The organism is Streptomyces sp. G7(2002), from assembly GCF_028870195.1.
GTDB classification, from domain to species: domain Bacteria; phylum Actinomycetota; class Actinomycetes; order Streptomycetales; family Streptomycetaceae; genus Streptomyces; species Streptomyces nigrescens.
In genome coordinates this window covers 957,406-982,532 of sequence record NZ_CP102609.1, presented here as the reverse complement: position 1 = coordinate 982,532, position 25,127 = coordinate 957,406, and the positions used below count along the sequence as shown (strand labels likewise).

Genomic DNA, 25,127 nt, shown 5'->3' with positions numbered 1-25,127 from the left:
CGTTTGGGGTGTGGGGGAGTCCCGGCAGGGGCTGCGCAGGCGGCGCGCCCGGCTGACCGGGACGCCCACTGTTGCACACCGCCCCTGGCCCGAGGCAAATCCGGGGCCCGGGCGGCGAATGCGTACCGGGAATTGCGGCGGAAGCAACCGGGGAATGGCCCCGCCGACCGGCACCGTTCACCACGGACCACCCCGCGGACCGTGCCCGCGACTGCCTGTTCTCCCACGGCGTGACCAGCGGGGTGGCGGGGGCGGGGAGCACGTTCTCGACCCGCCGGCACGCCGACCTGCCGACTCGCCGGGGAATGGTGGTGTTGATCACGGTGCGGGCCGGTGTGCGTCCCTGTCGCCGGCATCAGTGGTCCGGGGCGCCGCGGGCGCGGTCCGGCGCGACTGCGCGGCCGCCCTGATCCGGGGAACATGGAAGCACTGCTGGGTGCGGTGGACACGGGCCGCAGTCCGAACCCGGCGGGGCCGCATACCGCGCTCACAGGCGGAGGAGGTGCCTGGGATGGGTACAGCAGGCCCCTTCGGCCCGGCGGGCGCCCAGCCGCCTCCCGGGGAGCCGCAGCGCAGCGGGCTGCTGGACCTGCTCAGCGTCGCGGCGGTGCTGCTCGACGCCGAGGGACGGATCGTGCTGTGGAGCCCGCAGGCCGAGAAGCTGTTCGGGTACACCGCGCAGGAGGCGCTGGGCCGGTACGCCGGGCGGCTGCTGGTTCATGAACAGCAGCTGGACCTGGTGATCAGGCTCTTCACCGAGGTGATGGCGACGGGCGAGAGCTGGGCCGGCGCCTTCCCCGTCCGGCACAAGGACGGCAGCACCCGGCTGGTCGAGTTCCGCAATATGCGGCTGCTGGACGACCGGGGTGACTTCTACGCCCTGGGCATCGCCACGGACGAGGAGATCCTGCGCCAGGTGGAACGGGATGTGGCCCTGTCCACGCGGCTGGTCTCGCAGTCCCCCATCGGACTGGCCGTCCTGGATACCGATCTGCGCTATCTGGCCGTCAACCCGGCGCTGGAGCGGATGAACGGCGTCCCCGCCGAGGACCATCTGGGCCGGTCGGTGCGTGAGGTGCTGCCGTTCCTGGAGACCGACGCCATCGAGGCCGCCCTGCGGCAGGTCCTGGAGTCCGGCACGCCCCTGGTCGATGAGCACACTGTGGGACGCACACCCGCCGACCCCGACAACGATCATGCCTGGTCGGTCTCCTACTACCGGCTGGAGGACCCGGGCGGGCGGGTGCTCGGGGTGGCCGGCCTCTCGGTGGACGTCACCGACCGGCACCGCGCGGCCACCGAGGCGGCCCGCGCCCGGCGACGCCTGGCCATGATCGCCGACGGGTCGGCCCGGATCGGCACCACGCTGGAGGTGGAGCAGACCGCCCGCGAGCTGGCCGACGTCGCCGTCCCCGACCTCGCCGACGTGGCGGCGGTGGACATCCTGGATTCCGTCCTGGAAGGCCGTCCGCCCCAGACATCCGGCGCCCGCCATGCGCTCTTCCGGGCCCTCGCGGTCAAGGCCGCCTACCCCACGGAGGCGGTCCGCGCCGCCGACCCTCCCGGCCACCTCGCCAGCTACGGACCCGACCGGCTGGCCACCCGGTGTGTGCGTACCGCCCGCCCCATCCTGATACCCCACGTCGACGAGCGGGACCTGGCCCGTATCGCCCGTGACCCCGAGGCCGCCGCCCTGCTGGCCCGCGCCGGCATCCACACCTATCTCACGATGCCGCTGATCGCCCGCGGTGAGGTGCTCGGCGCCCTGGGCCTGACCCGCGCCCGCAACCCGCTGCCGTTCGACGAGGACGACCTCGCGCTGGCCGCCGAACTGGCCGACCGCGCCGCGGTGTGCATCGACAATGCCCGCCTGTACCAGAGCCAGCGCAACGCCGCCCTCACCCTCCAGCGCAGCCTGCTCCCCGCCCACCCACCGCACCAGAAGGGCCTGGAGATCGCCACCCGCTACCAGCCCGCCGGCACGACCAGCGAGGTCGGCGGCGACTGGTTCGATGTGATCCCCCTCAGGGCGGACAAGACCGCGCTCGTCGTGGGCGATGTGATGGGCAGCGGCATCGACGCCGCCACCACCATGGGACGCCTGCGCACGGCCACCTCCACCCTGGCCGACCTCGACATCCCGCCGACCGAGGTGCTGCGGCACATCGACAAGATCACCGCCGGTCTGGATCAGTACGCCACCTGCGCCTACGCCGTCTACGACCCGCACCACGCCGTCTGTCACATCGCCGTCGCCGGACATCTGCCGCCGGTGCTGATGCGCACGGGCAAGCCCCCGGAACTGCTCGACCTGCCGATCGGCGTACCCCTCGGGGTCGGCGGTGTGCCCTTCGAAGAAGCCACCTTCGGCGTGCGCCCCGGCGACCAGTTGGTCCTTTACACGGACGGGCTGGTCGAGACCCGCCACGACGCCATCGACGAGCGCCTGGCGCTTCTCCTGCACCTTCTCGACAGCCCGGACCGTTCCCTGGAGGACACCTGTGACCGTCTTCTTGACGCACTGCGCGATCCGGACGATCCCGATGACGTCGCCGTCCTCATCGCCCGGGCCCGGAACCAGGGAGAGGCTGCCTAGATACGGCGGATCCGGGCGGCCAGCGCGTGCCCGATGCACACATAGACGACGGCGGGCAGCCCGTAGTTCAGCACGGTCCGCAACCAGTCGGCGTCCATGGTGAACAGATCGTGCGACCACCCGGCCAGCCAGCCGGCCGCGTCATGGACAAAGTTGACCAGATCATTGGCGCGGTTCGCGTCGACGAGGGCGAACAGGATCCACAGACCGAGGATCAGCGCCGTCAGGTCTGCGAGGACGACGACGACCTTCGCTGCTTCGTTGCTGCGGTAACGAGCGCGTGAGGACATGCACAACGCGTTGCCGCTTTCGGCCGCTTGAAACGCCGCCGTGGACGCCCGCCGCAGTTCCGGGCGCCGTACTTCGATGCAGTCCGTGTGCGGTCGGTGACCGGTCCGGCTGATCGTCCAGTTACCCGGCCGACTCCTGGTCCGTCCGGGTCAGGCTCGCGATGTGGGCGCGGTAGGCAGCGACTTCGGCCTCGGTCAGCGCCAGGCGGCCGGGGCCGGGCTGGCCGGCCGGCAGCTCGGTCGACTGGACCGCCGCCCGGTAGAGGGGGCCGGGAAGGTTCAGCAACAGCTGCCCCTGTTCGGCGGTTTCGATCACCAGCCACGAGTCCGCGTTCTCGTCGTGAACATCGGTGACTCCGATGGTGCTGATAGCGGTTACGGTCAGGACCGGAGGTATTTCGCTCATACCACCTCCCTACCAGCCGTCGCCTGTCACGGCGAATCGCCGAAGTGGGGTGGGCTCCCCCGGAGGAGAGCCCACCCCACAGCGCAACAGGAAGCCGGCCGGCGTCCGGTCACTGACCCGTCGTGCCGGGCCTGGTCCCCGTCCTAGCGCAGGAGGTCGGCCAGGTACCCGCCGCCGGTGTGCACCCCGCCGGTCGGCCGGTGGTGGTCCCACCTGTGGTGATCACGCTTGTGGTGGTCCCGCTTGTGGTGATCGCGCTTGTGGTGCTTCTTCTTGCGGTGGTCCTTCTTGTGATCGTCCTTCTTGTGGTGTCCGTGCTTGCACTTGCGGTGGTCGTGGTCGGAGCTGCTCGACGCGACGTGGTCCGTGGTGTGAGCCTCGGCCGCGGTCGCGGTGGGAGCGGCGACCGCGAACATCGCGGTGATGACGGCGGAGGCGAACAGAGTGCGGGCACTGCGCATGGACATGTTCCTTTCGGCCTGCTGCGAAGGGCGACACCCTGTCGGCCTTCTGCGGCGCAGTAGTGATATGACACGCAGCCAGTTGCATTGTCACGGCGCACCACTTGAGAGGATCGAATCCGGGTGAATAATTGAGCTTTATGGGTGGTGTGAGCGCGCCGTCGGCATCGGCGGTGTGCGCAGGGAAAGGGCATGAGCATGACGGCTCGCCGCTGGTGAGGGGATGTCTCACGGGACGGAAGACGACAGGGAAACGATGCTTCCGGGGCGCTGATCTGCACGGCATTCGACGGAAGCGGGCGCGGCCTCGTCACGGTGAATAGCAATTTCCGGTCGCGAGAGCTCACATTTTTTCTCAATTCACGTCACGTCGGGATTCGGTTCGGCAATTGACCGGTTGCAATCTGCTGTTTTCGGTCATCGGGCGAAGGTCCCCGGGGGGACGGTGGATTCCCGCAAGGGCGGAGACGCTAGGGCGTTTCCGGGGTGAACGGCTCGGTGCCGGCGATCAGCAGGGCGACATCGTCCGGGTCGTCGGGACGCCGCAGTTCGCGCAGGAGCCGGTCGCAGGTGTCCTCCAGGGAGCGGTCGGGGGCGTCCAGCAGGCGGAGCAGGGTGTCGAGGCGTTCGTCGAGGGAGTGGTGGCGGGTCTCGACCAGTCCGTCGGTGTAGAGGACGAGTTGGTCGCCGGGGTCCAGGACGAAGGTGGTGGTCTCGAAGGGGACGCCGCCCACTCCGAGCGGTGTGCCGGTGGGCAGGTAGAGGAACTCGGGGTGCTTGCCGCTGCGTACGAGGGCGGGGGGCAGATGGCCGGCGGTGGCGATGTGCAGCGTGGAGCGGTGTGGATCGTACGCGGCGTAGACGCAGGTGGCGATGTAGTGCTCCAGCCCCGAGGTGATCTTGTCGAGGTGCTGGAGTACCTGGGCGGGGTCGAGGTCGAGGTCGGCGAAGGCGCAGGTGGCGGTGCGCAGACGCCCCATGGTGGCGGCGGCGTCGATACCGCTGCCCATGACGTCGCCCACGACGAGGGCGGTCTTGTCGCCGTCGAGCGGGAGGACGTCGTACCAGTCGCCGCCGATCTCGTAGGTGGCCTGCGCGGGCCGGTACCGGGAGGCGAGCTGCAGACCGGGACGGTGCGGCGGGTGGTCAGGAAGCAGGCTGCGCTGCAGGGTCTCGGCGGCGTTGCGCACGCTCTGGTGCGAGCGGGCGTTGTCGATGCACACGGCGGCGCGGGAGGCCAGTTCGGCGGCGAGGGCGAGGTCGTCCTCGTCGAAGGGCGGCGAGTTGAGTGCTCGGATGAGCCCCAGGACGCCGAGGATATGGCCGCGCGCGGTGAGCGGGGCCAGCATGTAGGAGTGCACCCCGGCGCGGGCCAGCAGGGTGGCGGCGTGGTCGTCGCGGGCGATGCGCGCCAGGTCACGGGCATCGGCGTGGGAGACCAGGATCGGGCGGCCGGTGCGGACGCACTGGGTGGCCAGGCGGTCGGTGTCGTAGGCGGCGATATGGCCGGGCGGATCGGCGGCGCGGACGGCTTCGGTCGGGTAGGCGGCCTTCACCGCGAGGGCGCGGAAGAGCGCCGGGCCGCTGTCGCGGGTGGGGCGGTGCTCGTCCAGGACGGAGTCGAGGACATCGACCGTCACCACGTCGGCGAGCTCGGGAACGGTGACCTCGGCCAGTTCCCGGGCGGTCTGTCCCACCTCCAGGGTGGTGCCGATCCGGGCGGAGCCGTCGGCGATCAGGGCCAGCCGCTGCCGGGCCTCGGCGGCCTCCCTGGCCGCCTGGTACCGGTCGGTGACATCCACCACCAGATCGGCCACTCCGAGCACCCGCCCATGGGGGTCCTCCAGCCGGTACAGCGAGATCGACCAGGCGTGCTCATGGTCCGGGTCGGAGGGGGTACGGCCGACGACCGTGGCCTGGTCGACCATGGGGACCCCGGTTTTGAGGACCTGACGCATCGCGGCCTCGGGCACCTCGAACTTCGCGGCGCTCATGATCTCGCGGTAGTGCCGTCCGAGATGGTCCTTCGCGGGTATGCCGTGCATCCGCTCCAGGGCGGGGTTGACGGCCACGTACCGCAGCTCGGTGTCGAGCATCGCCAGCCCGATGGGGGACTGGGAGATCAGCCGGGTGGACAGGGCGACATCCCGCTCCACCTCGCGCAGCGTCGAGGAGTCGGTGGCGAGCCCGAGGGCGTAGAAGTCGCCGTGGTCGTCCATCAGCCGCATGTTGCGCAGCTCCACCAGCCGCACGGTGCCGTCCTTGTGCCGGACGGGGAAGGTGCCGCTCCAGCTCCGGCCGGTCTCCATGACGCCGGTGAACTTCCCGATGACCAGGTCCCAGTGCTCCTGGTGCACGAGCAGGGGTGCCGCGTACCGCCCGAGCGCCTCCTCGGCGGTGTAGCCGTACAGGTCCTCTGCCTGAGGGCTCCACAGGACGATCCGGCCGTCGGCGTCCAGAAGGACCGCGGCCACACCGAGGAGGTCCATCAGCCCGCTCGGCTGTGGCGGCCTTCCCTGCGGCTGACCGGCACCGGCCGGACGCCCGTCGGCTGCGCTCACCCGGGCACTCCTTCCACCCGACGGACCACGTGGGCTGCCCGCTCGCTCCGGTCCGCGGCCTGTCCACCTCGTTGGCTGTGGCCCTCCCCTTCACTGGTGAGTGCTTCGGCTTCCATGGTCCACCAGGACCGGCCGCCCGCACACCTCGTCCCGCCGGGGCCCGGGCGCCGCCGACCGAAAGTAATCTGACAGCACTTACATAAGCACTGTTACGATGCCGCGCATGACCGAGGACCCCACGCTCGACCCCACCGGCAAGAGCCTCTGGCGGCCGCTGCGACTGCTGCAGGCATCGATGGACGCGGAGATCGCCCGGATCTACGCCGAGGAGCGGATCGCCGGGCTCAAGCCGAGCTACGTCATGGAGCTGCTCCGGCTCCACGCCCGCGGGCCCATGACCATCACCGAACTGGCCGGGTCGGTCGGCCGGACCCACTCCGCACTCAGCCAGAAGGTGGCCGCGATGCGCGCGGCCGGCTGGGTGGAGACCGTGGCGGGCGACGACGCGCGCAGCAAGAAGGTGGCGCTCACGGACCGCGCCCGCGGCATCGTCGGACGGCTGGCCGCGGAGTGGCGCGCCACCGAGGCGGCCCTTGCCGAGATCGAGGCCGAGATCCCCTATCCGCTGAGCCGGGTCGTCACCGACATCGAGCAGGTCCTCGCGCGCAAGAGCTTCCACGACCGGATCGCCGAGAAGCTGGCCGAGGACCCCGCATGGGAGTGAAGCGCGCACTGATCGATGTGACCCCGCTGCGGCGGTCGGCACCGTTCCGGCGGCTGTGGCTCGGCCAGACGCTCTCCCGCCTCGGCGGCCAGATGACCCTCGTCGCCGTGATGTTCCAGGTCTGGCAGACGACGCACAGCACCGTCTGGACCGGGGCCGTCGGTCTGGCCCGGGCCGTCCCCCTCATCGTGCTCGGACTCTTCGCCGGGTCGCTCGTCGACCGCGTGGACCGGCGGACCTTCTACCTGATCACGACCACTGGCCAAGCCGTCTGCGTGTCCCTGCTCGCCCTGCAGGACTTCCTCGGGAACTTTCCGACCGCGGGGGTGCTGCTGCTGGTCGCGGTGCAGTCCTGCTTCGCGGCCGGCAGCGGTCCGGTGTCACGCACCTTCCTTCCGTGTCTGCTGCCGAAGCAACAGCTCGCCGCCGGGCTGGCGTTGAACCGGATCGCCTTCCAGGGCGCCATGCTGACGGGCCCGGTACTGGGTGGGCTGATCCTGGGCGGGCTGGGTGCCGGCGGTGTCTACCTGATCGACGCGCTCACCTTCGCCGCCGCGTTCCACGGCGCGTTCGGGCTGCCGCGGATGAGACCCGGCGACGAGCCCGCCCGGCCCGGTCTGCGCGGCGTGGCGGACGGCCTGGCCTTTCTCGTCCGTACGCCGGTCATCCGCGGAGCGCTCCTCACGGACCTGGCCACCACTGTGCTGTCGATGCCGATCAGCCTGTTCCCCCTGGTCAACGCGGAACGCTTTGGCAACGATCCCCGCACGCTCGGACTCTTCCTGAGCGCCGTGGCAGCCGGCGGGGTCCTTGCCTCGCTCTTCGCCGGGACCTTCACCCGCCTCTCCCGCCCCGGTCTCGTCATGCTCGGCGGATCGGCCACCTGGGGCGCGGCCCTCGCCCTGTTCGGCCTGTCGGCCGACCCGTGGACCGGGCCGGCCTTCCTGGTCCTGGCGGGTGCCGCCGACACCGTTGCCGTCGTGTCCCGAAGCACCCTCGTACAGCTGCACACCCCCGATGAGCTGCTGGGACGGGTCAGCGCCGCGGAACAGATCGTCGGACAGGCCGGCCCGGACCTCGGCAATATGCGCGGCGGCCTCATGGCGGACGCCACGTCAGGCACGGCGGCCCTGGTCAGTGGCGGCTTGCTGTGCATCGGCGCGGTGGCGCTGGTCGGCACGACCACACCGGGCCTGCGCTTCAGCCGTTCCCCGTCGCCGTCTCCTGCTCCGGCGCCGTCTCCTGCCCCGGCGCCTGCTCCGTCCCCTGCTCCGGCGCCTTGCCGGGCCAAATGGTGGTCACTATGGGCCAAATGAGGCTGTAGACAAGGACCTTGGTGAGCGGGTTGAGCCAGACGAGGAGCGGAGCACCCTTGTCGAAGGTGCCGGCCAGCACCACCAGACCGAAGATCAAGCCCACGCTGATCGCATAGGCCAGCAGGAATCTGAACCAGGACTTCCAGGCGTCCACAACAGCCGCACGCCCGTGGAGACTTGGGCGGGGTGGAGCGCTGCTCCCGCTGAAGCGGCGGGCGAACCTCGCGTCGGCCCAGCGGACGGTGCGGTGTCCGTAGACGACGGTGAGACCGAGGTAGGCCGCCGACAGGCCGTGCCAGACGGTCGGCCCGGCGCCGTCCCGGATGCTGAGGACGGTGGCCCCCAGCAGTACGACATCGATCAGCGGGACGCACAGCAGCAGCGCGCCACCGAGAATCCGCCGGCCGGCGGCGTAGCGCGCGGCCAGGCCCCCGACGAGGAAGATCCAAAAAAGCACATCACAAGCGAGAATCAAGTAAAAGATGATGCGGCCCCCCCAGTGCGCAATTCGATCATTATCGCTCGGGGCGGGCGTGCGGTGGCGTCCGGATCCAGCCAGGCCGGGGCACCCGCCCCGTGGGAGCGGGTCCGCAACGCGCGCATCCAGCCCACAGGGCGTATATGTGAAGCCATCGGAATGACACACCTGGTGCGGTGCGGCAAACCGTGCGGCGGCGTCCGGTCCTTCCGCGTCGCGAGCGCGGCCCGGCAGCAGGAGATGCACTGTGAAAGGCCTGCAACCCACGCTGGCGAAGGTGCCCTGGATCCTCGCGGCGCTGGCCCTCCTGGCCGGCGTGCTGCTGAACCTTTTCGCGCCCGAGCCGTACATGGGACTGCCGCTGCTGGCCGCCGCACCGCTCGTCGCCGGCGCCACGCTCACCTTCCGCTCCGCACTCGCCGTCGTGTGTGTCACCTGTGTGGTCTCGGTGGCACTGGACATCGAGCGGGGGCGTCCGGCGACGCCGCTGTTCGTCGACCTGGCCGTGGTGGGCCTGATCGGTGCGCTGGCGCTCGGGGTCAACCGGCTCATTGTGCGGCAGGGCCGTGATCTGGCGCTGGCCAGGGATGTCGCGGAGGCGGTCCAGCGGGCGGTGCTCCCGGACCCGCCGGCGGAGGCCGGGCCGCTGGCCGTGGCTGCCGGGTACACCACGGCGCAGGCCGAGGCGCGGATCGGCGGGGATTTCTACGCGGTGCAGGAGACGCCGTTCGGGGTACGGATGATCATCGGGGATGTGCGCGGCAAGGGCCTCCAGGCTGTCGCCGCGGTGTCGGTCGCACTCGGGGCGTTCCGTCAGGAGGCCGAATACGCTCCCACCCTGGACGCGCTGGGCCGGCGGATGGACGAGGCGCTGGCCAGAGCGGCGGCCGGGAGCGGTCCGGTGATCTCCAGCGAGGGCTTCATCACCGCCGTGCTGGCCGAGGTCTCCGCCGACGGTGAGGCGCTGAGGCTGATGAACCGCGGGCATCCGCCGCCGTATCTGGTGCACGAGGGGCAGCTCGTACGGCTCGACCCGACCGTCCCGCAGCTGCCCCTCGGGGTGGGGCTGGGCGATATCGCTCCTATGGCCACCGAGCCGGTCGATGTGGTGCCACTGCCCCCGGAAGCCTCGCTGCTGCTGATCACGGACGGGGTCACCGAGGCACGGGACAAGCAGGGCGCGTTCTACGACCCGGTCTTGTCGGGGCGCCTGGGCCGGCGGTTCACCGACCCCGAGGCCTTGGTGGAGGCCCTGACCAAGGACGTCGGCCGCTGGACCGAGGGCGACCACGAGGACGACATGGCCATCCTGGCCGTCACCCGGCGCCGCCCTCCCCACGCCACCTGACCGGTGCCACGCCGCCTGACCGGGAGTGCGCACCCACTAATGGCGGACCGCCTTTTCCCGCGGTATTCACCGCCCCGGTGCAGGCAGCCGTTGCCGATGCCGATGTCGCACGGCGCGGTCCTCGTCCACCGCGGCACAAGATTGGGCCCGCTCAGGATGCGCGGGTCATGGAGACGATGAGACTTGGTGTATGGCAGAGCAATCCCGAACGCGGGTCCGGTCGTCCACGGCTGCCCGAAAGCGGAAATCAACGCCGGAGAACACCCCTGCGGAGGTGGCGCACCGTGCCGCTGAATTGCTGCAGAGCGTGATCGTCCACCGGACCGAGGGCGTTTCGGCGGTACGGCGGACCGACGACGGCTGGTGTGTCGTGGTGGATGTGCTGGAGCTGGCGCGGATCCCGGACACCACGAGCCTTCTTGCGACGTACGAGGTAAGGCTCGACGACGAGGGCGAACTGCTCGAGTACTACCGGACCCACCGCTACCGACGAGGTGCGGCCGACCAGTGAGCGCGCCGTCCTCACCAGCTGAAAGGGCACCCTAGATGACCACCACGACCTATTCAGGCCTGTCCGGAGAGGTAATTCCCTGCCCGCCCAGGGCCGGAACGTTGTACGACGTGATGGAGCTCATCCTGGACCGGGGGATGGTCATCGATGTGTTCATACGGGTGTCCCTGGTCGGGATCGAGATTCTGAAGATTGATGCCCGCATCGTGGTCGCCAGTGTGGATACCTACCTGCGGTTCGCGGAGGCGTGCAACCGGCTGGATCTGGAGCGGGATTCGGGAAGTGTCACCGTTCCCGAACTCTTCAGCGGCCAGGCCGCCAAAGGCATCGGAAAACGCAAGGTGAAGGACGCCGCCAAATCCGTTGGCGAAACCGTCCGTTCGGCGGTGGGAAAGGGCGACGACTCGGATGACGATGCGGACGAGGAGGAAGCGCAGCCGCAGCGGCGGCGGCGTAGTTCCGCCCGGTCCGGAGCTGCTTCCCGCCGACGGCGCTCAGAGGAGGAATGACCCGTGACGGACGACGGTATCTACGTTTACGGCATCGTCCGGACCGATCGCCCGTTGCCCTCGCATGTGGGTGGAGTGGGGGATCCCCCAGGAGTCGTGGAAAAAATCGTGGAGGGGCGGGTCGCCGCGGTCGTGAGCCAGGCGCCGCCGCAGCTGCGTGCCCGCCGCCGCGACCTTTTGGCGCATCAGGAGCTGTTGCTGGCCCTGTCCGAGGGCGGGTCGGTCCTGCCCATGCGCTTCGGCATGGTGGCGCCGGACGAGACGGTGATCCGCCGTCAGCTGGCCGATGCCGAGGAGCGCCATCTGGCGGCGCTGGAAAGCCTCGCGGGCCGGGTCGAGATCAATGTCAAGGCGATGCCGGCCAACGACTCGCTCGCCGCGCTCGTCAAAGGGGACGCCACCATCCGCGGGCTGCGCGAAGAGGTACGTCGCCGGCCGAGCTACGAGGCCAATATGCGGCTGGGAGAGGCGGTGGCGGCCGCGCTGTCGCGCCGGGCCGCCGAAGCGGGCCAGGAAATCGTGCGGGAGCTGAAGCCCTGGGCGCATGCGGTCTGCCCCGGGCCGGAGGTGTCCGGATGCCAGGTCAATGTCTCGTTCCTGGTGGACCGGAGCGACAGCGCCGAATTCGCCGCGGAGGCGGAGCGTCTCGCCCAGGACCGGCGCGAGCGCGTCGAACTGCGGGTGGCGGGACCGTTGCCCTGCTACAGCTTCCTGGAGCCGCAGGTGCTCGCGGGAAGGGCGGGAGGATGACATGGGGCTGATCAGCGGAGTGCTCACGCTGCCGCTCGCCCCCGTGCGGGGCGTGGTCTGGGTGGCCGACCAACTCGCCCAGGCGGCCGACCGCGAGCTGCACGACCCGTCCGTCGTCCGCGCCCGGCTCGCCGCGCTGAACCAGGAGTACGAAGCCGGTCACCTCAGCAAAGCGGCGTTCGAACGCGAAGAGGACCAGCTGCTCGACCTGCTGTACGGGAGATGACCGGCGCTCCGGAGCCGCGTCCCGCCCCGTACGCGACGAAGAGGAATGAGTGACCACGTGACCGACGTCGATTACAGACAGGCCGCTCCTCCGGCCAACGGTCCCAGCACCGCGAACCTCGCCGACATCCTCGAACGCATCCTCGACAAGGGCATCGTCATCGCCGGGGACATCAAGATCGACCTGCTGGACATCGAGCTGCTCACCATCAGGCTGCGCCTGTTCGTCGCGTCGGTGGAGACGGCCAGGAAGGCCGGTATCGACTGGTGGGAGACCGACCCCGCGCTCAGTTCCAAGGCGGCACGGAGTGAACTGCGCGAAGAGAACGACCGGTTGCGCGAGCGCATCGAAGCGCTGGAGTCCGGCGATGACGGTGCTGCGTCCTCCTCCCGGACGGCTTCCCCCTCCTCCCGGACGAAGGACGAGGCAGCGTCATGACGACGGAACAACTCGGCACCTCGGAGAGCGCCACCTCGGAGAGCGTCATCTCGGAGAGCGCCACCGCCGCCGAGACCGCGACCTACGTCTATGCGGTGAGCCGCCGACTGGACCCGGCCGCCCTCAGCGGGCTCGCGGGCCTCGCCGAAGGCTTCCCCGTGCGCACACTGCCGCTCGGCCCGCTCACCGCGGTCGTCCAGCACGTACCGGCCGCCGAGTTCACCCAGGACGCCTGGCAGCGGCGGCTGTCGGACCGTGCCGAACTGGAACGCTGCGCACGGGCTCACCACGAGGTGGTGACGGCGGCCGCCGCCTGCGGGCCGACGGTACCGCTGCCGCTGGCCACCCTCTACCGCGGGGACGAACGGGCACAACAGGTCCTGGGCGCGGACCGGGACCGCTTCGCCGCGGCGCTGGCCCGTATCGAGGGCCACGCCGAATGGGGAGTGAAGGTCAGTCTCCCGACGGCCGCTCCCGAGCCTCCCAGGGTTGGATCCCCAGGGAGCGGCGGTGGACCGTCCGGCGGGGCGGGCCGTGCCTACCTGGATCGGAAACGGGGGCTGCACCGGGCGCGGGAGCAGCACCACGACCGTGCGTTGCAGACCGCCGAGGACATCGACGCCGCCCTGAGCCGTCTGGCCACCGCCACCCGCCGGCTTCGCCCGCACACTCCGGAGATGACCGGGGAGCGGCACCGCCTGCAGGTGCTCAACGCCGCGTACCTGGTGACGACCGTGCGGGAGAAGGAACTGCTCGCTGCGGTGGAGACCTTGCGGCACCGTACGGGAGCAGAGGTCGAGGTCTCGGGCCCGTGGGTGCCGTACTCCTTCGTCGGGGAGGTGTGAGCCGTGTCCATTCGCGAGCCCGTCCCCTGGGACACCCCGGGCCCGCTCTCCGGGCCCATCGGGGTGCCGCTGGTCGACCTTCTGGACCGCGTCCTGTCCACCGGGGTCGTGGTCAGCGGGGACCTGGTCATCGCCATCGCCGATGTGCCGCTGATCCGGCTCTCCCTGCACGCGCTGCTCTCCTCGGTCAGCGAACGGGTGCCCGCACCGTGGTCGGACGGAGGTCCGCTGTGACGGGAAGAACGGGTACGCCCGAGAGCAGAATCGACCTCGACCGTGAGCAAATGGGCCGCGATCTGGTCTCGTTGGTGCTCACCGTGGTGGAGCTGCTGCGGCAGCTGATGGAACGGCAGGCGATCCGCCGCGTGGAGCAGGGCGACCTGAGCGATGAGCAGGTGGAACACATCGGGGAGACGCTGATGCATCTCGAAGCGCGGATGACCGAACTGTGCGAACAGCACGACCTCCGTCTGGAAGACCTCAACCTCGATCTGGGCCCCTTGGGATCCCTCCTGCCCCGGAACTGAGCCGACCAGCGGCACCTGCCAACTCCCTTGCCGCCGCGCCTACTTATCCTGGATTTTCCGGTACGCCGCACGAGGCCCTGAGTTGGCCGTGCCGAGCCGAGCCATCAGCCAACTCGGGGAACATCACCCTGATTACGGAACGTGCCCAGCCGCTTACCTCTTTCGGCATACCCGTCGGCCGATCGGGGCAGGGAAAGGCCCGGGAACAGCGGGGTTCGGCCGGCAGAGGGAGGGAGCGGCATGCCCACGGATAGGCACGTCCGGCACGCGGTGGTGATGGGGGCGGGCATGGCGGGTCTTGCCGCCGCCCGTGTCCTGGCCGACAGCTTCGAGGCCGTCACCGTTATCGAACGCGACACACTTCCGAGCGCGTCCGCACCCAGGGCCGGCGTGCCGCAGGGGCACCATGTCCATGGCCTTCTGGCCCTCGGTGCCGAGGTGTTCGAGGGGTACTTCCCCGGGCTGCGGGCCGAGCTGGAACAGGCCGGTGCGCCGATGTGGGACTGGGGTGAAGGGCTGTGTGCCGTGCTGCCCAACGGAATCCCGCCGTCCACACCGATGGGCATGCCGATCCAGACCTTCTCCCGTCCCCTCCTGGAGCATGTTCTCCGCCAACGGGTGACGGCGCTGGGGCCCGTCACCTTACGGGACGGACTGACTGTCATCGGCCTGCGCACGGCCGCGCCCGGGAAGGTCACGGGGGTGCGCGTCAAGGACGGCGACGGCGAGGACGAGATCGCCGCGGACCTCGTGGTGGACGCCTCGGGCCGCTCCTCCCACCTGCCGCAATGGCTGGCCGCCCTCGGTCTGCCCCATCCCCGTACGACGACCGTCGATGCTCATGAACCGCCTGATCGACACCGTCCCCCATGACCCGCAGCTCTATACCGCCTTCTCCGGCCTCTTCCACATGACTGCGGGGCCCCTGACGCTGGCCGACCCACGCCTGCTGTCCCGCGTCCTCATCGGCCCCCGCCAAGGAGGACGCCCGCGCACGACCACGGCCTGAATCACCGGCATCGAGGCTGCGGCAACCCGCCGTTGAGGCAGGCGACTTGTGGATACACGCAGCAACGACCTGGGGGACACATGGACGAGGGGAAGGCAGCCCTCTACGCCGCCGTCATTGGCTTCGCAGCAGCCATCATGGGAGCCGCAGCAGGAGGATGGGCCAGCTGGCGGGCAGCTCGCCACAGCGCCGATGCCGCGGTACAAGCCGCCCTCGCGCAGGTTACTGGACAAGCCGCCAACGAGCTTGCTCAGTGGATCAGGCAGGAGCGTCGACAGGTCTACGGGGAGGTGATCACTGCCTACGCTCAGATGGGTCACATCCTCGTCAGGCTGGGTGAGGCGCCGGCGAACGACGCACTCGAAGCCGCCTACCAAGTCGAAGCCGACAAGGTGCGAATCGCCGCCCACACTGTTCGGCTATTTGGCCCCGGCAGCGTCAACGCCGCAGCCCAGGAGTTCATCCAAGCCACACATGAAGCGAGGAACGCCATTCATGTGTGGACTAGAAAGACGGCCAGCGGCTCTTCGGACCTACTAGAGGCGGAGGAAGCCGCCGCAGAGGCGCAGCGATCCATGGGGAGGAGCTATTCCGCCTTCGTGGCAGCCTGCCAGGAAGTGCTTCTGACACCACAGGGCGAAGACGCCGCGTAACCAGGCTGCTGCCAGGACGCCCTCAGTGGGGCATTTCCAACCTGGTTGAGCAGCGCGCAGCACGGCTGACATTGCTCCTCCCGTACGCTTCCCCTCCGACGTGCTCCACGAGGTCAGCGCCGTTCCAAGGCCGCCGACCGATCGGTGGGGCCTCGTGGATCGGTCGAGCTGTCGGGCACGAGCTCAACCGGACGGCGTTACGGAGGACCACACGCCGAACCACTGCTCGGCGCCGTACTCCTCGAACCGCTCCACCTCGGTGAACCCCAGCTTCGCCGCGAGGCGCATCGCGCGGTCGTTGGCGGTCTGGGTGCAGAGCACCACCGGCTCGCTGGGAAGCGCGCCGGTGAACCAGTCGAGTGCCGCTGCGCACGCCTCGGCGGCGTACCCGCGTCCCCACGCCTCCGGCAGGAACATATAGCCGAGCCCGGGCTCCCCGGCCTCCGGACGGACGTGACCCGGATGCTCGGCCCCGCGCCGATCGAACGTGATCATGCCGATCATCGCTCCGTCGAGATCGACCACGAAAAAGCCAGGGCGCCGCCCGGGCACTTCAGGCACGGCGCGATCGAGCTCATCACGTGTGCGAGGGCCACCAATGTAGGTGCCCACCTCCGGCGAGGCGAACAGCTCGATGAACGCCGCACGGTCCCGGGCCTCGGACTCGCGGAGCACGAGCCGCTCGGTCCTGATCGGGGCAGGTGGCCAGGCGACGGGGCCGAGCTCAGTCATGGCGGCCAACTTAGCGCAAGCCCTGGTCCGCGCGGTCATTCGGTGGCGGTGGCGGGTGCGTCGTCCCAGGCCAGTGAGGACATCCTCCATCCTGACGGGGTCCGGATGAACTGGGTGGTCTTGTGGCCGGTGCCCTCGAACCACTCGCCGTGGTGGAAGCCGGACTTGCGGTATTCGCTGAAGCGGTGCGCGATCGATCCGAAGATCTCGGTCCGTTCGGCGACCTCCCATTCGCTGAACTCCGTCAGCGTCCCGTCGGTGAGCATCTTCTGCCGGGGCTCGATGAACGCGTCGAGGTCGTAGATCACGGGCTCGTCCCCGACGTTCGCGATGATCCGGCCCTGCGGAATGAAGACGTCGCGGATGACTCCCAGGTCCGGCCGGCTGTCGCCGGTGTTGGTGAAGGCGCCGGTGAACACGCGCATCAGCCGGTCGAGTTCGGCCTGGACGCGGGGGCCGGACGCTTCCCCGGGAGACGGCCATTCTTCGGCGAGGACCGACCAGACTTCGCTGTCCTGTCGTGCACCTCGGTACGAAGAGCGCTGCCGCAGCACGCCGTCGCGGGTCATGCCCAGTCGGCGGGCGACGTCGATGCTGCGGGTGTTGCCCGCCGCGACCCACCATTCGACGCGGCTCATCCCGCGTTCCTGGAAGGCCCAGTCGATCAACATCCGGCAGGCCCGGGTCACCAGGCCGCGTCCCTCCCCGGCCTGCTCCAGCCAGCAGCCGATCTCGCACACCCCGGAGGCGCTGTCGAAGTGGGTGAACATGACGCCGCCGACCAGCGTGCCGTCCAGCCAGATCCCGTAGATCCGGCCGGTGTCCTGGGCCAGACGGTCGGCGTAGCGCTGGAGGGTGGCCGTGGCCGAGTCGAGGTCGGTGCTGAACGTCGCCCAGGGTATCCACGGGTCCACGGAGGTCCGGGCGCGGTCGATATGGGCGAGGAACTCCTGTGCCTGCCAGGGCTCCAGGGGACGGAGTCGGGCATGGTCGCCGAGCGGCAGGGTGAACATGGGAGCCTCGCTCTCTGGGTCCATAACAAGCGTTCGGTACGTAAGCTAGCAGCATGCCGCCGCCCGCACCCGGAGACCGTGAAGCCCGCCGCAAGGACGTATCCGAGGCGGTGTGGCACGTACTCGCCGACAAGGGGTTCGGCGGGCTGACCCTGCGTGCCGTCGCCGCTGCGATGGGGGTCTCGACCGGGATGCTCATGCACTACTTCCCGACCAAACGGGCCCTGATCACGCACGCGTTGGACCTGCTGGAGAAGCGCACCGCGGAGAGGCCCCGCCGCACGCGTCCCGCCGCGGGCCTCGCCACCGTGCGCGCCATGCTCCTGGACATCCTGCCGCTGGCCCCGGACGACACCGCCCGCAACCGCATCTGGGTCAGCTCCTGGGACCTCTCCCTGGCCGACGACGGGCTGACCACGGAACAGGCAGACCGCTACACCCGGCTGCGCTCGGCGATCCGCCCGCACCTCGAAGCCGCACGTGACCTCGGCGAGCTCCCCGCAGCGGCCGACCCGGACCAACTCGCCGCCGCTGCCGTCGCCTTCACCCACGGACTCGTCGTCCAGGCCCTCTTCGACCCCGGCCGATTCCCCCAGGACGTACAGATCACCATGCTCGACGACTTCCTCGCCTCGACCGCGCTAACCCGGCCCGACGGCGGCAGCCGACCGGCCCCTGGTGCCGGCGCACGGTCTTACTGATCACTTCGGAGTACGGTGCGTTGTCGTCTCCAGCAGATGATGCCGCAGGCGAGGTCCGGGGCAGGCCCGCCCGTGTGGCGGCGGTGCTCATGCGTGACTCGCCCTCGCACGGCGGCTGTTGACCAGGGCTGCTCCCACGAGCGAGATGACGCCACCGATGAGTCCGAGGAGGCTGGGAAGCTCCCGGAGGAAGACGAACGAGACGACGATCGTGATGAGCGGCAGGGCATACAGACCCGACGTCGACGCGGAGACGTCAAGCCTGGCCAGGGCGTAGTTCCACAGGAGGTAGGCCACCGCGGCGGGGAAGATGCCGAGGTACACCATCATCAGGACGCTGCCGGTCGTGGCCGAAGCCAGCTGACGGGTGAGGTCGCCGGCGAACGGCAGCATCATCAGGGTGCCGGGGATGGTGACGTACACGTTGAGTTCCATGGCCCCGTAGCGCTCCAGGAGCGGTTTGGACAGGACGAAGTACAGGCTTTCGGCGAGGGCGGCGGCGAGAACGTAGAGCGTTCCGGTGTTGATCTGGAGCCCGGTCTGATCGGCGAAGAGCATGACGACCGTGCCGGCGATGCCGACGCCGATGCCGATCCAGCCGACCACCGCCACGCGCTCCCTGAGGATCGCGGCGGCCAGCATGATGCTGAACACCGGTACCTGGCCGACCAGGAAGCTGGCTGTTCCCGGACTGACGGTCTGCTCGCCGAAGTTCACGCCCAGGTTGTAGATCACGATCAGCAGCAAGGCGCACAGCAGCAGCAAGGGCACGTCCCGGGCCGCGGGAAGCCGCAGCCGTTCGCGACGTATCCGTGCGGTCACCATCCACACGAGCAGCAGTCCGCACGAGGCGACGACGAAGCGGAAGAGGGCCATGGGGCCGGGGGTGAAGTCGTGCAGGGCGGAGCGGATACCGACGAACGCGGACGCCCACAGGGTCAGCGCTCCGGCGAGGGCGAACCAGACCATCGAGGTCTTGGTACCGACGTGTGTGGGGGTCTGCTCGATGGTCATGAGCGAGTCCTGTCTACAAGTATTCCGCCGAGGAGGGCGTGCGTGTTCTTCCGGCGCGTGCTCGGGTCCACCCCTCCACGCCGGTACCGGTCGAAGCTGTGCAGGTGGTCGGGGAGGTCCGCCGGCAGCCGTGCGGCGTCCACGGTGACCGGCAGCCAGCGGATCCGGCGGCCCGTTTCCCTGGTCACCCGGGTGAGCTGGTCGTAGGCGCCGGCGAGGGGACAGGCCGACCAGTCGGACAGCGAGGGGGTGATCAGCAGCAGGGCGGTTCTGGCGGGCAGCGTGGCCTCCACCAAGCGTGCCGTGTCGTGCTCTCCGTAGGCGGTGCGCAGCCCCAACGTCGCCAGCTCGGAGGCCAGTTCCGCCGCGGCGCGGTCGTCGTCCGGTGCGTGCCAGATGTGGACGTCGGGCGGTTCGTGCCCGGCGAAGCCGTCGTTCAGCAACAGGCGTTCCTGCCGCAGCCGTTCGTCGTCGATGTGCTCGTCGACGACCGCGACCCGGTCATCCAAACGCGTCGGCAGGTCCTGTTGGGAGAGCGCCCAGACCCCGACGGCAGCCGGGTCCCACTGGTGCAGGTTCGCGGGTACGGGACGGGCCATCCGGATGCCGCGGCGGGCGGGCGGGGCCGCGCCGGGCCGCGCGCGTGCGATACGGCGCGCCAGGAGCGCGACGAGCAGGTCCCGGTCCGCTTCGCGTTCGGCGGCCACCCGCACCGTCAGTCCTTCACCCGGTGCGCGCGTCGCGGTGACCCGGACGGAGTGGTGGTCGTCCGTGAGGGCCGTGAGCTCGTGGCGCCCGGCGGCCCAGCGCCGGAACAGGGTGGTGTTCAGGACGTCGGACAGCACCTTTGCCGGACTGTGGTCCACGTCCTGCGCGTAGCGCAGTTCCTCGGCCGGCCCGGCGGGGTACCCGGCCGACGGGGCGTCAGGTGTCTCCGGCAGGGCGTCCACCACGCAGAGCCTCCCGGGATGCGTCGTGCCGCGGACCCAGGCCCGGCCACTGCGCACCAGCTGACAGCCGACCAGGCTCGCGGTCGTCCTTGCCGACGCGTGACGGCTCCCGGTGACCGTGGGCGTGTCGCGCAGCAGCCGCTCGACGGTGGGCAACAGGTGCAGGTCATCTTCCGCTGCGGCCGTGGCACCCACGCACAGGTCGGCCAGTTGCCGGAGCCAGGGCGTGTCCAGGGCGGCCACCCGTGCTCCGTAGAGCGCGAGTTCGCCCGCGTCGGCGCTCCGCACCAGCTCCGCCTCGGCCCAGCCCTCCGGCTTGGGCCGCGTCGGCAGCGCGGCACCCAGATGCCGGGTCGCTTCGGTCAGGGTCAGATGGCCGGCACCTGCCCGCCGGGCGTCGCGGAGCGCGTCGCGCACGTAGGCGGACACGGGCCGCTCCGGCGGGGCGGCGGCGGTGGGGGCGAGCGGCCAGATACGGACTTCCTGTCCGTCCGCGTCGGTGCCCGCGAGAAGGGCGGCGGTCGGGGAGGCTTCGAGGCAGCCGGTCCACCCCGGGTAGGCATCTTCCCGGCGCCACAGCAGCCGGCCGGTACGGGCGTCCCACACGCCGATGCTCTGGTCGTGCGAGAGCGTCGCGATGACCTCGCCGTCGCTGCTCGCGGTGACCCGTGCGACCGCACCGCCGTGCCCGTCGATCAGCTCGCGGGGGCGCAGCGTCCGCGCGTCCCACAACCGCACCCGGCCGGCGGCGTTACCCGTGGCCAGGCCGCCACGCCACCAGCACACCGTCCAGACGCTTCCCGGGCCGGCCGGGGCCGCGCGCACGGTCCAGTCGGTGGCATCCCAGACGGTGAGGTCCGCGCCGCGGCCCGTCCCGGCCAGCGAGGCGCCGTCGGGCGACCACGCCAGGCTGAGGAACACGCCGTAGGGGCTGTGCAGGGGCGGGGCGGCGGGACGGCCGTACCGGTCGGTGACGACGATCCGCCGGTCGCCGCCGGCGGCGGCGAGCCGCTTGCCGTCCGCAGACCAGGCGACGGCGTTGACCCACCGCCGGTTGCGCTGCGGGGTGGCCTGGCGCTCGCCGGTGGAGCTGTCCCACACCACGGCCGTCCCGTCCTCCGCGCCGGAAGCCAGCAGGGTGTCGTCGGGGGTCCAGGACAGGGACCGCACCGCTCCGTCATGGCCGCGCAGGGTGAGCAGCAGGTCCGCGGTGCCCTCGCGGGGCCGCCACACCTTGATGAGGCCGTCGTTGCCTCCGGTGGCGAGGCGTTGTCCGTCGTGTGACCAGGAAAGGGCGCAGAGCCCTGCGGGGTGGGCGTGCCAGCCGGCTGCCGCCGGCGGGCACACCCCGGTCCTCTCGGTCATACACCGGCCCCGACGGGCTCCGGTGCGGGCAGTTCCAGGGCGGTGGTGGTCTTGCCTCCCCAGTCCACGGTGGTCCCGTCGACATCCACGTCGTAGAGGTAGCGGCCCAGCACGCTGTTGACGATGACGCCGCTGCGCCACGCCATCCCCGCGAAATTGGGGTCGATCCAGCCGTGGGTGTGCAGGGACATGTTGTGGGCGAAGATCCGGTGGTCCGGTGGCCCGTCCCACTGCAGCGAGAAGTCCTCGTTGACGACGACCTGTCCGTCCTCGTCGCGGACGAGCCGGTCGGAGAGCTGGTCGAGGATCGCGGGAGTCTCGTGGTTGAAGCCGGTCGCCAGGATGACGATATCGGCCTCGATCGCCTCGGTGCCCTGCGGGCCCTCCATCGTGAGCAGCCAGCCCGAGGCCGCGGGGGAGACGCGGGTGAAGTGCCGGTCCACCAGCATCCGGTAGCCGAGCCGCCGGTCCTGGAGGAAGTCCGTCTCGTACAGCCGCCGGTAGATGGACTCCAGCAAGGGCTGCAGGATGGCGTCGCTGGAGAGCTTCTGCTGGGGCAGCAGGCGCTGTCGCTCGGTGCGGGACTGCGCGTGGAAGTACCGCGTATAGCCGGGTACGTACAGCTCGTTGGCGAACGGCGACTCGTCGAACGGTGCGAAGTTGCCGCGCCGGGTCACCCAGGTCACTTCGGACGGCAGCCGGGAGTCGTCGCCGATGAGGTCGTCGAAGATCTCCGCGCCGGTCTGCCCGCCGCCGATCACCGCGACGCGTTTGCCGGTGATGTCGATGTCGCGCAGCAGGTACTCGCTGCCGTGGAAGACGGTGCTGCCGAGGTGGGGGCGGGCGCCTTCGGGGACGAAGGGGGCACGGCCGACACCGAGGATCACGTCCTTGGCACGGTAGGTGCCCCGGTTGGTGCCGGCGACGAAGGCGCGGCCGTCGAAGTCCAGGGACCGCACATCGGTGCCGAAGCGGAGGGTGTCGAGGTTGGCGCAGATCCACTTGAAGTAGTCGTTGAACTCACGGCGTTTGACATTCGGGTGGTCGGCCACGACGAACCGGTTCAGCCTGCGGCTGCGCGAGAGGTAGTTCAGGAACGAGTACTCGCTGGTCGGATCGGCCAGGGTCACGCAGTCCTTGAGGAAGGGCGACTGGAGCGTGGCGTGCCGGAAGAGGAGACCGGGGTGCCAGTCGAAGGCTTCCTTGCGGTCGATGAAGCGCGCCGTGACGGCGTCCTTCGGCAGCAGTGCCGCGGTACTGAGGTTGAAGGGTCCGATTCCGATGCCGAGGACGTCGAGGTCTTCGGTGGAGCCGGCTCGGTGGGTGTGGTGCTCAGACACGGTCGCTCCTCAGGTGGCACACGGGTGCTATCTCATTGGCGGTGAAGGTCTTCTCCGGCTCCGCGGGCGCGGTGGCGGTGGCGGTGCGGCGGCCGTTCTCCCGGCCGAGGTCGGCGAGCCGGGGGCGTCCCGCCCGGCCGAGTGCCGTCCACAGGCGCTGGGCGACGACCGGCATGAAGGGCTCGGCGAGGAGGGCGAGACCGGTGAGCCAGGCCGTGCCACCACCGTCGGCCGGTGACGCCGCCAGCCAGTCGTCGAGGACCCGGACCGCGGCGGGCAGGGACACCGCCGCGCCGGGCCGCAGGCTCTCTCCCTGCTGGTGGACGGCCCGCACGATCCGCTCGGTGTCCTGCGCGGTGAGGACGCCGTCCGTGTCGCACGCCAGGGCCTCGGCAGCGGCGAACTGGGTGCGGACCCGGTTGACGCTGTCGACGAATGCGGCGATGGCGAAGTTGTCACTGCCGGACGTGAGATCCACATGGCTGAGGTGGTAGCGCAGTTCGTCCGCGGTCGCCGACGTGCGGGAGAGGAGTTCGTGCAGCCAGATGCCGTGCTTGCGGCTGGTGGAGCACTTCTCGCCCTCGAAGTCGAGGAAGTAGTTCGTGACCATGTGGTCGAACGCCTTGAGCTCGCCGTGGGACGCGGCGATCGCGTGGCTGGCGGCGACTCCGCCGATGGCGTTGTCGATGCCGAACAGTCCGACGGTGATGACACCGGAGTCGCGGTGGAAGGCGTTGACCTCGGTGCCGTGGCGCCGGCGGTACACCTCTCCGCAGTAGAGGCTGAAGCCGAAGTAGGGGTTGCTCAGCACTCCTTCGGGCCCGGCCAGCTCACTGGGGATTCCCCAGTCGCCCGGCTGTGAAAGCCGCACCGCACCCTTGGTCTGCCGCAGGTAGGTGGCCGCGATATCGGCGAAGTCGGCTGCCACGTCAGAGGCGTGGACGGCGTCGATGACGTCCTCGACGGACGGCGGGCTGAGGTACCAGCTGTCGAAGTCCTCCCACTCCAGAGGGCCTTCGTCCAGCCGTGAGTGCGGTTCGAGGATCTCGGCCGGCTGGTAGTGGTAGCCACAGGCCTCACAGGCGTTGCCGCCGCCGGGCGTATGGCACTGGGGGCAGGTGCCCTTCAGCCACACACCGATGACATGGCGGCCGGTGTCGCGTGAGCGGGGCGTGGGGTCCGGCACCTTCCTGGCGGTGCCGGCGTCGGCGAGCCGCTTCAGCAGCTCTTCGTGCACCCGTTGGTAGGGCTCGGCGTGGTCGTCGTCGAGGGGGCTGATCCACTCGTCGAGTTCCACCCCGAGGCTGCGCAGGTCGTCCCCGATGAGCGCGTGGAAGCGCCAGCAGGTCTCCGCCGGTGTCCGGTCGGCGTCGAGCGCGTCGAGGAGGATCCAGTTCTCGTACGCGTCGCTGCCGCTCATCACGGACACCTGGTGGCCCTCGCGGCGCAGGTGGCGCGCGAGCACATCGGCACGGAGGTAGGCGCCGGCCGCATGCCCGATGTGCAGCCGCCCGTTGGGCGTCGGATGCATGGGCACGATCAGATAGCGCTGTGGTGCCTGGGTTTCGCTGGTCATGTCACTCCTGGGTGGGGGAGGGGCGGAGAGGCTAGATGTGCGGCACGTAGGGGGTGAAGTCGACAAGGAGGACGGAGCGCTCGCCGCGGCGTGCCTCGGTGCCACGGCGCACGGGGCTGACGTAGTGGCTGACCTGGGGGTCGTAGACGCCGTAGGAATCCAGCGGCCGGTCCAGGGTGAACTCGGCCTGGATCAGCTCCTTGTTGACTTCCTCCGGATGCAGGCCGGCGCATCGAGGGGGTGCGATCACATTGACGCCGCCCGTGACGTTGTCCCGGCTGATCAGGTGGGCGAAGGTGAAGGGTTCGCCGTCCTGGTGCAGGACATTCGGTGAGGGCACGGCCTCCTCTTCGGAGCCGTCCACGGCGAGCTTGAGGAGGTGCACACCGACATGCACGAGCCCGTGGCGGAGCGAGTCCAGCTGGGTGGCTTCCCGGGCGTCGAAGAGAATGATCTGGCGGAGCAGCGCATTGGCCCGGGTCGCCGCCGAGATCGCGGGGAAGCGGCGGCGCCGGCCGGGGTGTTCGGGGTTGTGGTCGCCCTGGTAGTACTCCGTGACCGGGCCCAGAACCGGGTCCTGGTGGGTGGGCAGCCAGGTGAGGGACTGCTCCCAGGGCACCAGCACCGCGCGTCCGTACCTGCGGTAGCGGTGCGCCCTCTCGGCGTACGGGTCCGGGGGCAGCTCCGTGAAGGCGTCCCGGAGCTGGCCGAAGAGCGCGTCGGCGTCACGGTCGCCCAGCCCCTCCAGGAAGTCTTCGCAGTCGTAGCGCTCAAATCCTTTGCCCATG

The 25,127-nt window shown here is 70.1% G+C and carries 28 protein-coding genes; 16 read left to right on the top strand and 12 right to left on the bottom strand.

Annotated features, from left to right (window positions below; genetic code table 11):
- Positions 1-511 precede the first annotated feature (511 nt).
- Positions 512-2,596 (top strand): SpoIIE family protein phosphatase, encoded by a 2,085-nt coding sequence (locus tag NUT86_RS03685; protein WP_274733369.1) that lies wholly within the window; start codon positions 512-514, stop codon positions 2,594-2,596.
- Here NUT86_RS03685 and NUT86_RS03680 read toward each other — a convergent pair.
- The 4 genes from NUT86_RS03680 to NUT86_RS03665 form a co-directional block, all read right to left on the bottom strand.
- Positions 2,593-2,886 carry a hypothetical protein gene (locus NUT86_RS03680; RefSeq protein WP_148588762.1) on the bottom strand — a complete coding sequence of 98 codons (294 nt, stop codon included), beginning with the start codon at positions 2,884-2,886 and terminating at the stop codon, positions 2,593-2,595. The genes NUT86_RS03685 and NUT86_RS03680 overlap by 4 nt on opposite strands.
- A 121-nt stretch (positions 2,887-3,007) precedes the next feature.
- Entirely contained in the window at positions 3,008-3,292 is a 285-nt protein-coding gene (locus NUT86_RS03675) for a hypothetical protein (RefSeq protein WP_159491289.1), read from the bottom strand.
- A 143-nt stretch (positions 3,293-3,435) separates the two neighbouring features.
- Positions 3,436-3,753 (bottom strand): hypothetical protein, encoded by a 318-nt coding sequence (locus NUT86_RS03670; protein WP_109887167.1) that lies wholly within the window; start codon positions 3,751-3,753, stop codon positions 3,436-3,438.
- A gap of 470 nt (positions 3,754-4,223) precedes the next feature.
- Complete coding sequence (locus NUT86_RS03665) at positions 4,224-6,314, bottom strand: SpoIIE family protein phosphatase (protein WP_229838384.1); 2,091 nt, start codon at positions 6,312-6,314, stop codon at positions 4,224-4,226.
- Positions 6,315-6,537: 223 nt separating this feature from the next.
- Here NUT86_RS03665 and NUT86_RS03660 point away from each other — a divergent pair, with 223 nt between their 5' ends.
- Both NUT86_RS03660 and NUT86_RS03655 read left to right on the top strand, forming a co-directional pair.
- Positions 6,538-7,038 carry a MarR family winged helix-turn-helix transcriptional regulator gene (locus tag NUT86_RS03660; protein ID WP_148588759.1) on the top strand — a complete coding sequence of 167 codons (501 nt, stop codon included), beginning with the start codon at positions 6,538-6,540 and terminating at the stop codon, positions 7,036-7,038.
- A complete protein-coding gene (locus tag NUT86_RS03655) occupies positions 7,029-8,354 on the top strand; it encodes an MFS transporter (RefSeq protein WP_274733363.1) in 1,326 nt (441 codons plus the stop codon). The genes NUT86_RS03660 and NUT86_RS03655 overlap by 10 nt, the downstream gene beginning before the upstream one ends.
- On the opposite strand, the gene NUT86_RS03650 is transcribed toward NUT86_RS03655, so the two are convergent.
- Positions 8,239-8,829 (bottom strand): hypothetical protein, encoded by a 591-nt coding sequence (locus NUT86_RS03650; protein WP_274733361.1) that lies wholly within the window; start codon positions 8,827-8,829, stop codon positions 8,239-8,241. The two genes, NUT86_RS03655 and NUT86_RS03650, sit on opposite strands and share 116 nt — an antisense overlap.
- 271 nt (positions 8,830-9,100) lie before the next feature.
- On the opposite strand from NUT86_RS03650, the gene NUT86_RS03645 reads away from it, so the two are divergent.
- The 12 genes from NUT86_RS03645 (at position 9,101) to NUT86_RS03590 (ending at position 15,648) form a co-directional block, all read left to right on the top strand.
- Positions 9,101-10,180, top strand: coding sequence for a PP2C family protein-serine/threonine phosphatase (locus tag NUT86_RS03645; RefSeq protein WP_159492302.1), 1,080 nt, complete (start codon positions 9,101-9,103; stop codon positions 10,178-10,180).
- A gap of 190 nt (positions 10,181-10,370) precedes the next feature.
- The gene (locus NUT86_RS03640) at positions 10,371-10,691 is read left to right on the top strand and encodes a gas vesicle protein GvpO (RefSeq protein ID WP_093637963.1); all 321 of its coding nucleotides are present in this window, start codon (positions 10,371-10,373) and stop codon (positions 10,689-10,691) included.
- 35 nt (positions 10,692-10,726) lie between these two features.
- Positions 10,727-11,200 (top strand): gas vesicle protein GvpJ, encoded by a 474-nt coding sequence (gene gvpJ / locus NUT86_RS03635; RefSeq protein WP_093637960.1) that lies wholly within the window; start codon positions 10,727-10,729, stop codon positions 11,198-11,200.
- A 3-nt stretch (positions 11,201-11,203) separates the two neighbouring features.
- Positions 11,204-11,950 (top strand): GvpL/GvpF family gas vesicle protein, encoded by a 747-nt coding sequence (locus NUT86_RS03630; protein ID WP_274733357.1) that lies wholly within the window; start codon positions 11,204-11,206, stop codon positions 11,948-11,950.
- A gap of 1 nt (position 11,951) precedes the next feature.
- Positions 11,952-12,176 (top strand): gas vesicle protein GvpG, encoded by a 225-nt coding sequence (locus NUT86_RS03625; protein ID WP_148588757.1) that lies wholly within the window; start codon positions 11,952-11,954, stop codon positions 12,174-12,176.
- Between the two features lie 57 nt (positions 12,177-12,233).
- Positions 12,234-12,614, top strand: a complete 381-nt coding sequence (locus NUT86_RS03620; protein ID WP_174876492.1) for a gas vesicle protein — start codon at positions 12,234-12,236, stop codon at positions 12,612-12,614.
- A complete protein-coding gene (locus NUT86_RS03615; protein ID WP_274733356.1) occupies positions 12,611-13,459 on the top strand; it encodes a GvpL/GvpF family gas vesicle protein in 849 nt (282 codons plus the stop codon). The genes NUT86_RS03620 and NUT86_RS03615 overlap by 4 nt, the downstream gene beginning before the upstream one ends.
- 3 nt (positions 13,460-13,462) lie before the next feature.
- Positions 13,463-13,693 carry a gas vesicle protein gene (locus NUT86_RS03610; protein WP_159491303.1) on the top strand — a complete coding sequence of 77 codons (231 nt, stop codon included), beginning with the start codon at positions 13,463-13,465 and terminating at the stop codon, positions 13,691-13,693.
- Positions 13,690-13,986: a gas vesicle protein K gene (locus tag NUT86_RS03605; RefSeq protein WP_262037897.1), complete on the top strand. Its 297-nt coding sequence runs from the start codon at positions 13,690-13,692 to the stop codon at positions 13,984-13,986. The genes NUT86_RS03610 and NUT86_RS03605 overlap by 4 nt, the downstream gene beginning before the upstream one ends.
- Before the next feature lie 240 nt (positions 13,987-14,226).
- A complete protein-coding gene (locus tag NUT86_RS03600; RefSeq protein ID WP_274733354.1) occupies positions 14,227-14,859 on the top strand; it encodes an NAD(P)/FAD-dependent oxidoreductase in 633 nt (210 codons plus the stop codon).
- Entirely contained in the window at positions 14,828-14,995 is a 168-nt protein-coding gene (locus tag NUT86_RS03595; protein ID WP_274733353.1) for a hypothetical protein, read from the top strand. Before NUT86_RS03600 ends, NUT86_RS03595 begins: the two co-directional genes overlap by 32 nt.
- 80 nt (positions 14,996-15,075) lie before the next feature.
- Positions 15,076-15,648, top strand: a complete 573-nt coding sequence (locus tag NUT86_RS03590; RefSeq protein ID WP_274733352.1) for a hypothetical protein — start codon at positions 15,076-15,078, stop codon at positions 15,646-15,648.
- 183 nt (positions 15,649-15,831) lie between these two features.
- Here the strand turns inward: NUT86_RS03590 and NUT86_RS03585 are convergent, their stop codons facing one another.
- Entirely contained in the window at positions 15,832-16,380 is a 549-nt protein-coding gene (locus NUT86_RS03585; RefSeq protein WP_159491309.1) for a GNAT family N-acetyltransferase, read from the bottom strand.
- 35 nt (positions 16,381-16,415) lie between these two features.
- Positions 16,416-17,393, bottom strand: coding sequence for a GNAT family N-acetyltransferase (locus NUT86_RS03580; protein ID WP_274733350.1), 978 nt, complete (start codon positions 17,391-17,393; stop codon positions 16,416-16,418).
- Between the two features lie 53 nt (positions 17,394-17,446).
- On the opposite strand from NUT86_RS03580, the gene NUT86_RS03575 reads away from it, so the two are divergent.
- On the top strand, positions 17,447-18,094 hold the full coding sequence (locus tag NUT86_RS03575; RefSeq protein ID WP_159491313.1) for a TetR/AcrR family transcriptional regulator: 648 nt from the start codon (positions 17,447-17,449) through the stop codon (positions 18,092-18,094).
- 87 nt (positions 18,095-18,181) lie between these two features.
- On the opposite strand, the gene NUT86_RS03570 is transcribed toward NUT86_RS03575, so the two are convergent.
- Genes NUT86_RS03570 through NUT86_RS03550 form a run of 5 tightly spaced genes read right to left on the bottom strand, consistent with a single transcriptional unit; the run spans position 18,182 to position 25,126 of the window.
- Positions 18,182-19,108, bottom strand: a complete 927-nt coding sequence (locus tag NUT86_RS03570) for a DMT family transporter (protein WP_266439809.1) — start codon at positions 19,106-19,108, stop codon at positions 18,182-18,184.
- Positions 19,105-21,423 (bottom strand): WD40 repeat domain-containing protein, encoded by a 2,319-nt coding sequence (locus NUT86_RS03565; RefSeq protein ID WP_274733347.1) that lies wholly within the window; start codon positions 21,421-21,423, stop codon positions 19,105-19,107. Before NUT86_RS03565 ends, NUT86_RS03570 begins: the two co-directional genes overlap by 4 nt.
- Positions 21,420-22,763 carry a lysine N(6)-hydroxylase/L-ornithine N(5)-oxygenase family protein gene (locus NUT86_RS03560; RefSeq protein ID WP_109887141.1) on the bottom strand — a complete coding sequence of 448 codons (1,344 nt, stop codon included), beginning with the start codon at positions 22,761-22,763 and terminating at the stop codon, positions 21,420-21,422. Before NUT86_RS03560 ends, NUT86_RS03565 begins: the two co-directional genes overlap by 4 nt.
- Positions 22,756-24,339, bottom strand: coding sequence for a class I tRNA ligase family protein (locus tag NUT86_RS03555; protein ID WP_266439815.1), 1,584 nt, complete (start codon positions 24,337-24,339; stop codon positions 22,756-22,758). The genes NUT86_RS03560 and NUT86_RS03555 overlap by 8 nt, the downstream gene beginning before the upstream one ends.
- A gap of 31 nt (positions 24,340-24,370) precedes the next feature.
- A complete protein-coding gene (locus NUT86_RS03550; RefSeq protein ID WP_237538724.1) occupies positions 24,371-25,126 on the bottom strand; it encodes a 2OG-Fe dioxygenase family protein in 756 nt (251 codons plus the stop codon).
- Position 25,127: the final 1 nt, after the last annotated feature.